The organism is Modestobacter sp. VKM Ac-2978 (genome assembly GCF_026968025.1).
GTDB lineage: Bacteria > Actinomycetota > Actinomycetes > Mycobacteriales > Geodermatophilaceae > Modestobacter.
This window is the reverse complement of the sequence record NZ_JAPVBP010000006.1, coordinates 200204-214390: the sequence shown is the minus strand read 5'-3', so window position 1 is coordinate 214390 and position 14187 is coordinate 200204. Positions and strand designations below refer to the sequence as shown.

Below are 14187 nucleotides of genomic sequence, written 5' to 3'. Positions count from 1 at the left end.
ACCGCGATGACCTCGGGCGGGCCGGCGACGGAGGAGCCCGCGCCGTCCGCCGGGCTGCGCGAGCTGCTGCCGCTGCTGCGCCCGCACCGCCGGGCGCTGGGTGCGGCCGCGGTGCTCTCGCTGTTCTCGGCCGCGGCCGCGCTGGCCCAGCCGGCGCTGGTGGGGCAGGTGATCGGCGCGGTCGGCTCCGGCGGTGCGGTGCTGCCCGGGGTGGTCGCGCTGGTCGTCGTCCTGGTGCTGGCCGCCGTGCTCGGGGCCGGGCAGCAGTACCTGCTGCAGCGCACCGCCGAGGGCGTCGTCCTCAGCACCCGGCGGCTGCTGGTCGACCGGCTGCTCCGGCTGCCGATCGCCGAGTACGACCGGCGCCGGACCGGCGACCTCATGTCGCGCGTGGGCTCGGACACCACGCTGCTGCGCGCCGCGGTCACCAGCGGTGTGGTGGAGATCGTCGGGTCGGTGGTCGTCGGCGTCGGCGCGCTGGTGGCGATGGCCCTGGTCGACGTCTGGCTGCTGCTGGTCACCGTCCTGGCGGTCAGCGTCGGGGTGACCACCGCCGTGCTGGCCTCCCGCCGGGTCCGGGAGCTGTCCCGGCAGGCGCAGGAGCAGGTCGGCGCGATGAGCGCAGCGGTGGAGCGCGCGCTGTCGGCGGTGCGCACCATCCGGGCGAGCGGGGCCACCGCCCGCGAGGTGGCCACGGTGGGCACCAGCGCCGAGCGGGCGTTCACCGCCGGGGTGCAGGTCGCCCGGCTGGAGGCGCTGGTCTCACCGGCCGGCTCGATCGCCGTCCAGGGCGCGTTCCTGGCGGTGCTGGGGCTGGGCGGCTACCGGGTGGCGACCGGCTCGATCGCCGTCGCCGACCTGGTCGCCTTCATCCTCTACCTGTTCCTGCTGGTCATGCCGCTGGGACAGCTGATCGGCTCCTACACCCAGCTGCAGACCGGTCTGGGCGCGCTCGCCCGGGTGCAGGAGGTGCTCGCGCTGGAACCCGAGCACGACGAGGAGCCGGAGCGACCGGCAGCCGGCCGGTCGCCGGTGGTGCTCCACACCCCGACCGGCGCGGACCCCGTGCCGCTGCTCCAGCTGGACGGCGTGGGCTTCGGCTACCCGGACGGCACGGCGGTGCTGGACGACGTCTCCTTTACCGTGCCGGCCGGCAGCCGGGTGGCCCTCGTCGGGCCGTCGGGCGCGGGCAAGTCCACGGTGCTGGCGCTGGTCGAGGGCTTCTACCCGCTGTCGGCCGGGACGGTCCGGTGGGCCGGCACCGACGTGCGCGAGCTGCCCCGCGCCGCGCTCCGGGCCCGGATGGGCTACGTCGAGCAGGAGGCGCCGGTGCTGGCCGGGACGGTGCGGGAGAACCTGCTGCTCGCCGCGCCGGACGCCGGGGAGGAGCAGCTGTGGCAGGCGCTGGCCGACGTGGGCCTCACCGGCGTCGTGCAGCGCTCCGCCCGGGGACTGGACGTCTCCGTCGGGGACGACGGGGTGCTGCTGTCCGGTGGTGAGCGCCAGCGGCTGGCGATCGCCCGGTCCCTGCTGGCCCGGCCGGCACTGCTGCTGCTCGACGAGCCGACGGCCAGCCTCGACGCCCGCAACGAGGGCCTGCTGCGCGACACCCTCGCCGCCGCGGCGGCCGACCGGGCGCTGCTGGTCGTGGCCCACCGGCTGTCGACGGTGATCGACAGCGACCAGATCGTCGTCCTGGACGCCGGCCGGGTGGTGGCGGTCGGCACGCACGCCGAGCTGGTCGACACCAGCCCGCTCTACCGCGAGCTGGCCACCGCCCAGTTGTTGGTCCAGTAGCCGCGTTCCACGTGGAACGTCGGCACCAGTCGCCGCAGGACGGCGTGTCGACCTGGGGGGCAACACCGGTGGTGGCGCGTGAGTCGGGAGAGGCTCTCGAGCCACGTCAGGCCGTGGACGGCCGGTCTGGTGTGTACCCACCCGGTACTCTGGAGAGGACACACCCCCAGCAGCCCGCTGAGAGCCGTCCTGCGCGCCTCGACATCGTCGTCGACGTGGCGCCGCGGCCGCGAGGTTGCGCAAGAGAAGGGCCCCACGTGGTCGCTCAGCCGCAGACCGAGAACGCCTACTCCGGCAGCTCCATCACCGTCCTGGAGGGGCTGGACGCGGTCCGCAAGCGCCCCGGCATGTACATCGGCTCGACCGGTGAGCGGGGCCTGCACCACATGGTGTGGGAGGTGGTGGACAACGCCGTCGACGAGGCGCTGGCCGGCTACTGCGACACCGTCCGGGTGACCCTGCTCGCCGACGGCGGGGTCCGGGTCGAGGACAACGGCCGGGGCATCCCGGTCGACATGCACCCGGTGGAGAAGCGGCCCACGGTCGAGGTCGTCATGACCATCCTGCACGCGGGCGGCAAGTTCGACGGCAAGAGCTATGGCGTCTCGGGCGGCCTGCACGGCGTCGGCGTGACCGTGGTCAACGCGCTGTCCCATGCGTTGGACGTGCGCATCTGGCGCAACGGGACCGAGTGGACCCAGCACTACGACGTGGCCAAGCCCGGCGCGCTGACCGAGGTCGGCCCGACGGACAAGCGGGGCACGGCCATCACGTTCTGGGCCGACCCGACGATCTTCGAGACGACGGTCTACTCCTTCGACACGATCAACCGCCGGCTCCAGGAGATGGCCTTCCTCAACAAGGGCCTGACCATGGTGCTGCGCGACGAGCGCCCCGGGCACAGCAAGGCCGAGACCGGCGCCGGCGACGAGGCCTCGCTGGCCGAGGCCGCGCCGACGGTCGGTGCGGAGGACAAGGCCTTCGAGCCCACCGAGGTCACCTACCGCTACGACGGCGGCCTGGTCGACTACGTGACCTACATCAACCGCCGCAAGACCGCGATCCACCGCTCGGTCATCGGCTTCTCCGCCGACGGCGTGGGCAAGAACGACACCGCGATGTCCGTCGACGTCGCCATGCAGTGGTCCGACGCCTACTCCGAGTCGGTGCACACCTTCGCGAACATCATCAACACCCACGAGGGCGGCACCCACGAGGAGGGCTTCCGAGCGGCGCTGACCTCGATCGTGAACAAGTACGCGATCGAGAAGAAGCTGCTCAAGGAGAAGGACGACAAGCTCACCGGTGACGACATCCGGGAGGGCCTGGCCGCGATCGTCTCGGTGAAGCTCGGCGACCCGCAGTTCGAGGGCCAGACCAAGACCAAGCTCGGCAACACCGAGGTCAAGGGCTTCGTGCAGAAGGTCTGCAACGACCAGATCGGGCACTGGTTCGAGGCCAACCCGGCCGAGGCGAAGACGATCATCACCAAGGCCACCTCGGCGGCCCGGGCCCGCCGCGCGGCGCAGGACGCCCGCAAGCTCGCCCGCAAGAGCCTGCTCACGGTCAGTGGCCTGCCGGGCAAGCTGGCGGACTGCCGCTCGACCGACCCGCGGAACTCCGAGGTCTACATCGTCGAGGGCGACTCGGCCGGTGGGTCGGCGAAGTCCGGCCGCGACTCGATGTACCAGGCGATCCTGCCCATCCGCGGCAAGATCATCAACGTCGAGAAGGCGCGCATCGACCGGGTGCTGAAGAACACCGAGGTCCAGTCGATGATCACCGCCTTCGGCACCGGCATCCACGACGAGTTCGACCTGTCGAAGCTGCGCTATCACAAGATCATCCTGATGGCCGACGCCGACGTCGACGGCCAGCACATCACCACGCTGCTGCTGACCCTGCTGTTCCGCTTCATGCGGCCGCTGGTCGAGGCCGGCCACGTCTACCTGGCGCAGCCGCCGCTGTACAAGATCAAGTGGGGCAACAAGCACGCCGACGACTACGTCTACACCGATCGGGAGCGGGACGAGCTGCTCAAGAGCCGCGCTGCCGAGGGCCGCAAGCTCCCCAAGGACGACGCGATCCAGCGGTTCAAGGGCCTCGGTGAGATGGACGCCAAGGAGCTGTGGGAGACCACGATGAACCCGGAGAGCCGGATCCTGCGCCAGGTCACCCTCGATGACGCCGCCGCCGCGGACGAGCTGTTCAGCGTGCTGATGGGCGAGGACGTCGTCGCCCGCCGCAGCTTCATCACCCGCAACGCCAAGGACGTCCGCTTCCTCGACGTCTGAGCAAGGACCCCTTCGCCCCTCACCGCGAGCTCGCGGTGGGGGGCGAGGGGGCCGGGGCCACGGGCCCGAGGGCGCTCGTAATGCGCATTCATCCACCGCTGTGTATCGACTTGTGGAGAACCAGACGTGACAGAGACACCCAGCCGCGACCGCGTCGAGCCGGTCGACCTCCAGCAGGAGATGCAGCGCAGCTACATCGACTACGCGATGTCGGTCATCGTCGGCCGCGCACTGCCCGACGTGCGGGACGGCCTCAAGCCGGTGCACCGCCGCGTGCTGTACGCGATGTTCGACCAGGGGTTCCGGCCCGACCGGGCGACCGTCAAGTGCGCCCGCGTGGTCGGCGAGGTGATGGGCAACTACCACCCGCACGGTGACTCGTCGATCTACGACGCCCTCGTGCGGCTGGCCCAGCCCTGGTCGATGCGCTACCCGCTGATCGACGGCCAGGGGAACTTCGGCTCGCCGGGCAACGACCCGGCCGCGGCCATGCGGTACACCGAGGCCCGGCTCACCCCGCTGGCCATGGAGATGCTCCGGGACATCGACGAGGAGACCGTCGACTTCCAGCCCAACTACGACGGCAAGAACATGGAGCCCCTGGTCCTGCCCGGGCGGATCCCCAACCTGCTGGTCAACGGCTCGGCCGGCATCGCCGTCGGCATGGCCACCAACATGCCGCCGCACAACCTGCGCGAGGTCGCTGCCGCGGTCTTCTGGGTGCTCGAGCACCCCGAGGCCGAGGCGGAGGAGGCGCTGACCGCGTGCATGGAGCGGGTCAAGGGCCCGGACTTCCCGACCCACGGTCTGATCGTCGGCCGCGAGGGCATCGAGGACGCCTACCGCACCGGCCGCGGCTCGGTGCGGATGCGCGCCGTCGTCACCGTCGAGGAGGACAGCCGGGGCCGGGTGCAGCTCGTGGTCACCGAGCTGCCCTACCAGGTGAACCCGGACAACCTGGCCGAGTCGATCGCCGAGGGCGTCCGCGACGGCCGGCTGCAGGGCATCTCCGAGATCGCCGACGAGTCCAGCGACCGGGTCGGTCGCCGGCTGGTGATCACGCTGCGCCGCGACGCCGTCGCCAAGGTCGTGCTGAACAACCTCTACAAGCACACCCAGCTGCAGACCACCTTCGGCTGCAACATGCTCTCCATCGTCGACGGCGTGCCCCGCACCCTGCGGCTGGACGAGCTCATCCGGCTGTGGGTGACCCACCAGATCGAGGTCATCGTCCGGCGCACGCGCTACCGGCTGCGCAAGGCCGAGGAGCGGGCACACATCCTGCGCGGCTACGCCAAGGCGCTGGACCACCTGGACGAGGTCATCGCCCTCATCCGCCGCAGCGAGTCGGCCGAGGCCGCCCGCAGCGGGCTGATGGAGCTGCTGGACGTCGACGAGATCCAGGCCGTCGCGATCCTGGACCTGCAGCTGCGCCGGCTCGCCGCCCTGGAGCGGCAGCGGATCCTGGACGAGCTGGCCGAGATCGAGGCCCGCATCGCCGAGCTGCAGGCGATCCTGGACTCCCCCGAGCGGCAGCGGCAGATCGTCCACGACGAGCTCGCCGAGATCGTCGAGAAGTACGGCGACGACCGGCGCACCCAGTTCGTGGCCAACGACGGTGACGTCTCCATGGAGGACCTCATCGCCGAGGAGCAGGTGGTCGTCACGATCACCCGCACCGGCTACGCCAAGCGCACCAAGGCCGACCTCTACCGCTCGCAGCGGCGCGGCGGCAAGGGCGTCATGGGTGCGCAGCTCAAGCAGGACGACCTCGTCCAGCAGTTCTTCGTGGGGTCGACCCACGACTGGATCCTGTTCTTCACGAACAAGGGCCGGGTCTACCGGGCCAAGGCCTACGAGCTGCCCGAGGCGGCCCGTACCGCCCGTGGCGCGCACGTGGCCAACATCCTGGCCTTCCAGCCGGACGAGAAGATCGCCCAGGTCATCCAGATCAAGGACTACACGGTCGCCCCGTACCTGGTGCTGGCCACCGCCCGCGGTCAGGTGAAGAAGACCCGGCTGACCGACTTCGACTCCCCCCGCTCCGGCGGCGTCATCGCGATCAACCTGCGCGACAACGACGAGCTGGTCGGTGCGGCGATGATCAGCCCGGACCAGAACCTGCTGCTGGTCACCCGCAAGGCGATGTCGATCTGCTTCAAGGCCAACGACGAGCAGCTGCGCCCCATGGGCCGGGCCACCGAGGGCGTGCGCGGCATCTCGCTGGCGCCGGACGACACGCTGCTGTCGATGATCGTCGTCCAGGAGGGCGTCGACGTCCTCGTGGCCACCGAGGGCGGCTACGCCAAGCGCACCGGGATCGAGCACTACCCGGAGCAGGGCCGGGGCGGCAAGGGCGTGCTCACCGCCGACCCCAAGGCCCGCAAGGGCGCCCTGGTGGGTGCGCTGGCCGTGGTGCTCGGCGACGAGCTGTACGCCATCACCTCCGGCGGCGGGGTCATCCGTACGCCGGTGAACGGGGTCCGGCACACCCGGGACCGGGCGACCATGGGTGTCAAGCTCATGAACTTGCCGGAGGATGTCTCCATCGTGGCTATCGCGCGTACGACGGACAACGACGAACCCGACGCCTAGGGTGGGGCGGATGCCAGACCGGTGTTGCGGACGACGACGTCCGCGCTCCGGGCTGTGCGACGACCACCGCAGTGACCGGCCCACCGCCCCCTGCACCATGGCGGACCCGGTGGGTGCACCGACGCGGCGAGGGCCGCAGGGCGACAGGAGACTGGGATGAGCGACCGGGCACGCAGTTCGGTGCGTACCGACTCCCGTGAGGGGGACGGCACCGCCGACGCGGTACCGGAGGGCGCCCCCCCGGTCGCCGACCGGCCCCAGTCGGCCGGTGCGGCCACCGCGCCCTCGACGGAGGACGGCGGCCAGCCGTCGTCCGGCTCGCCGGCCGCGCCGGCTGCAGCTGGCCCCGCGAAGGCCGCTGGCCCCGCGAAGGCGGCTGCCCCCGCGAAGGCCGCTGACGGCGGTCCGGCCGGTGGTGGTGCATCCTCGGCCGGCGGCGCAGCCAGGGCTGCGACGACCGGTCGCTCGGCCGGTGCGTCCCCGGCGAGCAAGCCCTCGGTGGCCGGCACCCCGCCGGTGGACGCGTCTTCCCCGGCCAGTGGCCCGGGTCGGGGCGGTGCTGCCGGTGCCGGCACGCCGTCCGCTCCGGCGAACCGGCCGGCGGGCGCCGCACCGCGCAGCGGAGTGCCGGCGGCCGGCTCGGTCCCGGTCGACTCGACCCAGGCGGTCGGCCTGCCCCCGGCGGCTGCGCGCCCGATCGACCCGGCGGCCCGGCCCGACCCCGCGCGCCCCACGGCCAGGCCGGCGGCCCGGCCGGCGGGCCAGGGCGCCGGTCGAGCCCCCTCCGGCAAGGGGCGCGGCGCCGTCAACCGTGGCCCGCGCCGGGCCCGGCTGCAGCTGCGCCACATCGACACCTGGTCGGCGCTGAAGATCTCGCTCGTCCTCTCGATCGCGCTGTTCTTCGTGTGGATGGTCGCGGTCGGCATCCTGTACGGGGTGCTCAGCAGCCTGGGCGTCTTCGACACGGTCAACGACCTGATCGGGCAGCTGGCCACCACCACCGATGCCACGGACGGGGGCGGTGAGGTGATCACCGCCGGCGTCGTCTTCGGTGGCGCCGCGGTGATCGGGGCGATCAACATCGTGCTGCTCACGGCGCTGTGCACCGTCGGGACGTTCGTCTACAACCTCTGCTCCGACCTGGTCGGCGGCCTCGAGGTCACCCTCGCCGAGCGCGACTGAGCGAGCCGCACCCGCTGAGGCCCCCCGCGTCGGGGGCCTCAGCCGGGCAGGTAAGCTGTTCACCGGTCCACGGGCCTGTAGCTCAGACGGTTAGAGCGCATCCCTGATAAGGATGAGGCCGGAGGTTCAAGTCCTCCCAGGCCCACCCGTGCACCGACGGCGGGCGACGGCGATCTCCACGGGGATCACGGTCGCCCGCCGCTGGGTCCCGGCAGCGGTCACCGGCACCGCGGTGGCCCACACCGTTCGAGGAGGTCCCGCGTGCTGAAGAAGCTGGCGATGGCAGCGCTCGCGGCCAGTGCCCTGGCGGCTGTGCGCAAGCGCAGCTCCGGCAAGGGCGAGGCCGACCTGTGGGCCGAGGCGACCCGCGGTCCGGGCTCGGTCAGCACGCCCGGCGCCTGATCCCGCGACTGCGGTCGACCGACCACCGCAGTCCCCCGGGGACAGCGTGGAAATGCCCTCCGGGGACAGCGTAGAAATGCCCTCCGGGGACGTAGCTCAATTGGCAGAGCACCGCCTTTGCAAGGCGGGGGTTAGGGGTTCGATTCCCCTCGTCTCCACTCCGGCCCCTCGAGGGCCCTCGCCGACCGCCGGGCACAGCCCGGACGCACCGGGCGCCCAGCAGCCTCCCGGTCAGCAGTGGGAGAGTGGTCGTCGTGACTGAACAGACCTCCGCCGCACGGCGCGCCGTCCTGCACACCAACCACGGCGACATCACCGTCGACCTGTTCCCCGACCACGCCCCCAAGACGGTCGCGAACTTCACCGAGCTCGCCGAGGGCAGCCGCGAGTGGATCGACCCGCGTACCCGCGAGAAGACCACCGACAAGCTCTACGACGGCACGGTGTTCCACCGCGTCATCCAGGGCTTCATGATCCAGGGTGGCGACCCGCTGGGTCAGGGCACCGGTGGCCCCGGCTACCGCTTCGGCGACGAGTTCCACCCCGACCTGTCGTTCAACCGCCCCTACCTGCTGGCCATGGCCAACGCGGGCCCCGGCACGAACGGCTCCCAGTTCTTCATCACCGTCACCAACACCCCGCACCTGAACAACAAGCACACGATCTTCGGTGAGGTGGCCGACGACGCCAGCCGCCAGGTCGTCGACGCGATCGCCACCGCCCCGACCGCCCGCGGCGACCGCCCGGTCGAGGACATCGTGATCACCTCCGTCGAGGTGCAGCGCAGCTGAGCACCCCTGAGGGCAGCGGGGGCGCCGGCGCGGAGCCGCAGCCGGCGCCCCCTGCCACCTGCTACCGGCACCCGGACCGGCCCACCGGGGTCCGCTGCGTCCGCTGCAGCCGGCCCATCTGCCCGGAGTGCATGAACCCGGCCGCGGTCGGCTTCCAGTGCCCGGACGACGTGCGGGCCGGCAACGCCACCGTCCGTCGTCCCAAGCGCACCACCGGGCTGCGCAGCCAAGTCCGGCGGTGGGGGCCGGTCACCCTCTCCCTCATCACGCTGAACCTGCTGGTCGCCCTCGCGACCGCCGGCTCGGCGATCAGCGTCGGCGTCAACCCGCTGCGCAGCTTCCGCTCACCACTGCAGGACGACTTCGCGATCGTCCCCTACCTGGTCGACGTCGGTGAGTGGTGGCGGGTGGTCACGAGCGCCTTCACCCACGTCGGGCCGGTGCACCTGGCGCTGAACATGCTCGCCCTGCTGCTGTTCGGCTCCGAGCTCGAACGGATGCTGGGCCGGGGCCGCTTCCTGACCGTCTACCTGGTCTCCGCGCTGGGCGGCGTGGCCGCCCTGCAGCTGTTCGGCGACTACCTCGGTGCGGTGGTCGGCGCCTCGGCGGCGATCTACGGCCTGCTGGGCGCCTTCGGCGTGGTCCTGCTGAAGCAGAAGCAGGACGTCCGCGGGCTCCTCACCCTGCTGGTGATCAACCTGGCGATCAGCTTCCTGCCCGGGGTGTCCCTGCTCGGGCACCTCGGCGGGCTCGTCGTCGGGGCACTGACGGCCGGCATCCTCGTCCTGGGCGGCCGCCGGCGGCCGGTCGTCGTCGGCGGGGTCGCCGCCCTCGTGGTCGTGCTGCTGGTGCTGGTGTTCGGCGGGCTGCGCTAGCGCCCTGCGCCGGCGGCGTGCAGGGCCCGGGCGACCGCCTCCGGGTCCTGCCCCAGCTCCCGGCGGCCCAGCACGACCAGGACGGCCTCGTCCGTACCGTCCTCCAGCTCCAGCGTGCGGGCGCGCAACCCCCACCGTCGTGACGTCCGCACCCGGGCGCGCAGCGCGGGCCAGGCGATCGTCGTCCCGCCGCTGAGCGCCCGCACGGTCACCCCGTGGTCGTCGGCACGCAGCCGGGGGCGCAGCAGCAGGTCGCGGGCGGCCAGGCCCAGCAGCAGGACGGCGCCGCCACCGACGAGGAACCGCCCGACCGGGTCGACCAGCAGGGTGGCCAGCGCGAGGGCCACGCCGGCGGCGGCCATCGCCACCGCCTCGCCGATCCGTGGCGACCAGTGCACGGGGCCAGCTTGTCAGTACTGCCCGCGGGCCGGTGCGCGGCGCCTAGCATCGAGCAACCGGACGTCTGAGACGTCACCGTCTGCGATGAGGAGTGGTCCATGCGCGATGCCGTCATCTGTGCCGCCGTCCGCACACCGGTGGGGAAGCGGCGCGGCGGGCTGTCCGGCGTGCACGCCGCCGACCTGTCCGCCACCGTTCTGCAGGCCCTGGTGGAGCGCACCGGCCTCGACCCCGCCGTCGTCGACGACGTCTTCTGGGGCTGCGTGAGCCAGGTCGGCGAGCAGACCAGCAACATCGGCCGGGTCGCGGCACTGGCGGCCGGCTGGCCGGAGACGGTGCCCGGCACGACCATCGACCGGCAGTGCGGCTCCTCCCAGCAGGCGGTCGCCTTCGCCGCCGCCACCGTCATCAGCGGTCAGGCGGACGTCGTGGTCGCTGGTGGGGTGGAGTCGATGAGCCGGGTGCCGATGGGCTCCTCGGCCGGTGACGGGTCGGCCGGCCGGCCGCTGGGGCCGCAGTACCTGGCCCGCTACGGCGGGGTCGCGCCCAACCAGGGGGTCGGCGCGGAGATGATTGCGGCGCAGTGGGGCCTGTCCCGGGCCGAGCTCGACGAGTTCGCGCTGGCCTCGCACGAGCGGGCCGCCAAGGCCCAGGCCGACGGGGCCTTCGAGGCGCAGCTCGTCCCGGTCCACACCCCCGAGGGTGCGGTGGTGACCGCCGACGAGGGGATCCGCACCGGCGGCACGCTCGAGGCGCTCGGAGCGCTCACGACCCCCTTCCAGGCCGACGGCGTGATCAGCGCCGGCAACGCCAGCCAGATCTCCGACGGGTCGGCCGCGCTCCTGGTCACCACCTCCGAACGAGCCCGCGAGCTGGGGCTCACCCCCGTGGTCCGGGTGCACACGACGGTCGTCGCCGGTGACGACCCGGTGATCATGCTGACCGCACCCATCCCGGCCACCCGCAAGGTGCTGGACCGCTCCGGGCTGGCGCTGGCCGACATCGGGGTCTTCGAGGTGAACGAGGCGTTCGCCCCGGTGCCGCTCGCCTGGCGCCGGGAGATCGGCGCCGCCGCCGAGGCGGTCAACCCCCTGGGTGGCGCGATCGCGCTCGGGCACCCTCTGGGCGCCTCGGGCGCACGCATCATGACCACGCTGGTCCACCACATGCAGGCCACCGGCACCCGGTACGGGCTGCAGACGATGTGCGAGGGCGGTGGCATGGCCAACGCCACGATCCTGGAACTCCTCGACCGCTGACCGACCCGGTGCCCGCCGTCCACAGCCCCCGTCCACGCGGACGGGGGCTGTGGGCGTTCCGGGACAGTCCGCCGGGGTGGGGATGTCGACAACTCGTCCGGACACGCGCGGGAACGGCCCGTCACGCTGCTGGTTTGCGCTGCGGTGAGCCGGGTAGTAAGCCCCCGACCGCCTCCGGGCGGGCCACTCGAGCCAGCAGTTTTCCCACAGGTGTGTACACAGCTGGGGACGGAGTTCCACGGGTGTAGTTACCCCTGTGCCGTTTTCGTCCCAGTGGTCACATCGCAGGCATTCCCGCAGGTCAGCCGGGGGAGCTGCGGTCCGGAGAACCCACAGATCGTGGACAACCCGGTGGATGGCGGAGCACCCCGCCTGTGGACGGCGCGACCCGCTGTGCACAGACGATCTTCCGGCGAGCCCCTGACCTGCACGTTGACCGTTTGTCGACCCAGCGAGCCGGTCACGGCTCGCTGTGCACTGGTCACCGAGCGGAGTACCGACCGGTCAGCGTCGCCCGGGCGGACAGGGCCCACACGACGAAGGCCCCCGTCCCGGAGGGACGAGGGCCTGTCGGTCGAGCCGTGCGCGGGCGTCAGCGCCAGCGCATCGACATGACCAACCCGGCGACCATGGCGCCGAAGCCGATGGCGAAGTTCCACGGGCCCAACGTCGTCATGAGCGGGATCCGGTCGCCTGCCACGTAGTAGACGACGATCCACAGCAGGCCGAGCAGCATCAGCCCGACCATCACCGGGGCGTACCACCGCGGGCTCGGCTGCGCGGCCTGGGCCCGGGCCGCGCTCGCGGGCAGCACGCCCTCCGGCGGCGTGTAGACCGACTTCTTGCGCACCTTCGACTTCGGCACCTGGCGGACTCCCTCCCGGGCCGGTGGCCTGACGCCCCGGCGTGAACGCCCACCAGCCTAAGCTGAGAGGGCCAGCAGTCCCGCCCCGTCGCGCGGCGGCGTCACCCCTGTTCGCCCCTCCGGGGGTGGGCGGCGACACCAGGAGGTGTGCATGACCCGCATCGGGCGCCCCCGCCGGTTCGACCCGTGGGTCGGGCTCGTGCCCGTCGTCGCCCTGGCCGCCGGTCTGCTGTTCGCCACCTCCAGCACGACCGCACAGGGCACCGACCTGCGGGGCGGGGAGGTCACCGAGCTGTCCGCGCTGATCGAGGAGCGTGACTCCACCGTCGCCGGTCAGCAGGCCGAGCTGGCCGCCCTGCAGGAGCAGGTGCAGGCGCTCACCGACCTGGCGGCCTCGCGGAACGGCGAGGTCGCCGCCGTGCAGCAGGGGGCCGCCCCCGGGGTCAGCTCCGCCGGGCTCGCGGAGATCACCGGGCCGGGCCTGGCCATCGAGCTGGACGACGCCCCGCGCCCGTCCGCCGGCACCACGCCGACCGAGGGCAACCCGGACAATCTGGTGATCCACCAGTCCGACGTCCAGGGGGTGGTGAACGCGCTGTGGGTGGCCGGTGCCGACGGCGTGGCCATCATGGGGCAGCGGCTGATCTCCACCAGCGCCGTCATCTGCGTCGGGCCCACCCTGCTGCTGCACGGCCGTACGTACTCACCGCCGTACGTGATCACCGCCGTCGGGGACGCCGACGAGATGCGGGACGAGCTCGCCGCCTCCCCGGGGGTGCAGGTCTTCCAGGAGGCGGCCGACGACTACGGGCTGACCTTCGACGTCGAGGAGCAGGACCACCTGACCCTGTCGGCCTATGACGGCGCCCTGGACATGCAGTACGCCAGGGTCGGCTGAGCCGTCCTGCGCCCGGCCGTCCCGATCATGGTGACGGCGCACTCCTCCGTGTACACCTGAGCCCGTGGGGGCCCATCCGGGCCGCCCGACACCGCCCTCTGGAGATCGAGCCCCTCGTGTCCCGCACCGACGTGAGTGTCCAGCGATGAGCCTGCCCGCCGTCCGGCCGGTGCTCGTCGTCGACAACTTCGACAGCTTCGTCTACAACCTCGTCCAGTACCTGGGCCAGCTCGGGGTGCCCAGCCTGGTGCGCCGCAACGACGCGGTGACCGTCGACGAGCTCGCCGACCTGGACCTCGCCGGGGTGCTGCTCTCCCCCGGCCCCGGCACGCCGGTCGATGCCGGCGTGACGGTGCCGATGGTGCGGGCCGCCGCCGATGCCGGGCTGCCGGTCCTCGGGGTCTGCCTGGGGCACCAGGCGATCGCCGAGGCCTTCGGTGGCGTGGTGGGCCGGGCGCCCGAGCTGCTGCACGGCAAGACCAGCCAGGTCGTGCACGAGGGTGTGGGCGTGCTGGCCGGGCTGGACAGCCCGTTCACCGCCACCCGGTACCACTCGCTCGCGGTGGAGTCCGACAGCGTCCCGGCCGAGCTGGAGGTCACCGGCCGCACGCCGTCGGGCATCGTGATGGCGCTGCGGCACCGGGAGCTGCCCATCGAGGGGGTGCAGTTCCACCCCGAGTCGGTGCTCACCGAGGGCGGGCATCGGCTGCTGGCGAACTGGTTGTCCAGCTGTGGGCTGGCACCGGACCCCGCCCGGGTCGAGGCGGCGGCAGCCACTGCCCGCCGGCTCACCACCGTCACGATCTGAGCCGGCCACCCCGCGAGTGGCC

General features: G+C 72.5%; 12 protein-coding genes and 2 tRNA genes. 12 read left to right on the top strand and 2 right to left on the bottom strand.

The window, feature by feature from the left end:
• Nucleotides 1–6 precede the first annotated feature (6 nt).
• The 9 genes from O2W53_RS16260 to O2W53_RS16220 all read left to right on the top strand — a co-directional run bounded on the left by O2W53_RS16260 (nt 7) and on the right by O2W53_RS16220 (nt 9936).
• On the top strand, nt 7–1797 hold the full coding sequence (locus O2W53_RS16260) for an ABC transporter ATP-binding protein (protein ID WP_269164098.1): 1791 nt from the start codon (nt 7–9) through the stop codon (nt 1795–1797).
• 257 nt (nt 1798–2054) lie between these two features.
• Nucleotides 2055–4091: a DNA topoisomerase (ATP-hydrolyzing) subunit B gene (gyrB, locus tag O2W53_RS16255; RefSeq protein WP_269164097.1), complete on the top strand. Its 2037-nt coding sequence runs from the start codon at nt 2055–2057 to the stop codon at nt 4089–4091.
• Between the two features lie 126 nt (nt 4092–4217).
• Nucleotides 4218–6686 (top strand): DNA gyrase subunit A, encoded by a 2469-nt coding sequence (gene gyrA, locus O2W53_RS16250; protein ID WP_269164096.1) that lies wholly within the window; start codon nt 4218–4220, stop codon nt 6684–6686.
• Between the two features lie 156 nt (nt 6687–6842).
• Complete coding sequence (locus O2W53_RS16245; protein ID WP_269164095.1) at nt 6843–7868, top strand: DUF3566 domain-containing protein; 1026 nt, start codon at nt 6843–6845, stop codon at nt 7866–7868.
• A 71-nt stretch (nt 7869–7939) separates the two neighbouring features.
• Nucleotides 7940–8013, top strand: a tRNA-Ile gene (locus tag O2W53_RS16240).
• 116 nt (nt 8014–8129) lie between these two features.
• Entirely contained in the window at nt 8130–8270 is a 141-nt protein-coding gene (locus O2W53_RS16235) for a DLW-39 family protein (protein WP_166754335.1), read from the top strand.
• An 85-nt stretch (nt 8271–8355) separates the two neighbouring features.
• A tRNA-Ala gene (locus tag O2W53_RS16230) sits at nt 8356–8428 on the top strand.
• Nucleotides 8429–8524: 96 nt separating this feature from the next.
• Nucleotides 8525–9061: a peptidylprolyl isomerase gene (locus O2W53_RS16225; protein ID WP_269164094.1), complete on the top strand. Its 537-nt coding sequence runs from the start codon at nt 8525–8527 to the stop codon at nt 9059–9061.
• 131 nt (nt 9062–9192) lie between these two features.
• The gene (locus tag O2W53_RS16220; RefSeq protein WP_269164093.1) at nt 9193–9936 is read left to right on the top strand and encodes a rhomboid family intramembrane serine protease; all 744 of its coding nucleotides are present in this window, start codon (nt 9193–9195) and stop codon (nt 9934–9936) included.
• On the opposite strand, the gene O2W53_RS16215 is transcribed toward O2W53_RS16220, so the two are convergent.
• A complete protein-coding gene (locus O2W53_RS16215) occupies nt 9933–10334 on the bottom strand; it encodes a PH domain-containing protein (protein WP_269164092.1) in 402 nt (133 codons plus the stop codon). The two genes, O2W53_RS16220 and O2W53_RS16215, sit on opposite strands and share 4 nt — an antisense overlap.
• 99 nt (nt 10335–10433) lie before the next feature.
• Between O2W53_RS16215 and O2W53_RS16210 the strand changes: the two genes are divergently transcribed.
• Nucleotides 10434–11594 (top strand): thiolase family protein, encoded by a 1161-nt coding sequence (locus O2W53_RS16210; RefSeq protein WP_269164091.1) that lies wholly within the window; start codon nt 10434–10436, stop codon nt 11592–11594.
• A gap of 592 nt (nt 11595–12186) precedes the next feature.
• Here the strand turns inward: O2W53_RS16210 and crgA are convergent.
• A complete protein-coding gene (gene crgA, locus O2W53_RS16205; protein WP_269164090.1) occupies nt 12187–12459 on the bottom strand; it encodes a cell division protein CrgA in 273 nt (90 codons plus the stop codon).
• A 151-nt stretch (nt 12460–12610) separates the two neighbouring features.
• Between crgA and O2W53_RS16200 the strand changes: the two genes are divergently transcribed.
• Both O2W53_RS16200 and O2W53_RS16195 read left to right on the top strand, forming a co-directional pair.
• Nucleotides 12611–13357 (top strand): DUF881 domain-containing protein, encoded by a 747-nt coding sequence (locus tag O2W53_RS16200; protein ID WP_269164089.1) that lies wholly within the window; start codon nt 12611–12613, stop codon nt 13355–13357.
• Nucleotides 13358–13502: 145 nt separating this feature from the next.
• Entirely contained in the window at nt 13503–14165 is a 663-nt protein-coding gene (locus tag O2W53_RS16195) for an aminodeoxychorismate/anthranilate synthase component II (protein WP_269164088.1), read from the top strand.
• The last annotated feature ends 22 nt before the right edge of the window (nt 14166–14187 follow it).

Bases quoted from the DNA above. Each gene is read 5' to 3' on its own strand.
- O2W53_RS16245 (WP_269164095.1), top strand. From the start codon at position 6,843: ATGAGCGACCGGGCACGCAGTTCGGTGCGTACCGACTCCCGTGAGGGG.
- O2W53_RS16195 (WP_269164088.1), top strand. From the start codon at position 13,503: ATGAGCCTGCCCGCCGTCCGGCCGGTGCTCGTCGTCGACAACTTCGAC.
- O2W53_RS16210 (WP_269164091.1), top strand. From the start codon at position 10,434: ATGCGCGATGCCGTCATCTGTGCCGCCGTCCGCACACCGGTGGGGAAG.
- O2W53_RS16220 (WP_269164093.1), top strand. From the start codon at position 9,193: ATGAACCCGGCCGCGGTCGGCTTCCAGTGCCCGGACGACGTGCGGGCC.
- O2W53_RS16200 (WP_269164089.1), top strand. From the start codon at position 12,611: ATGACCCGCATCGGGCGCCCCCGCCGGTTCGACCCGTGGGTCGGGCTC.
- O2W53_RS16260 (WP_269164098.1), top strand. From the start codon at position 7: ATGACCTCGGGCGGGCCGGCGACGGAGGAGCCCGCGCCGTCCGCCGGG.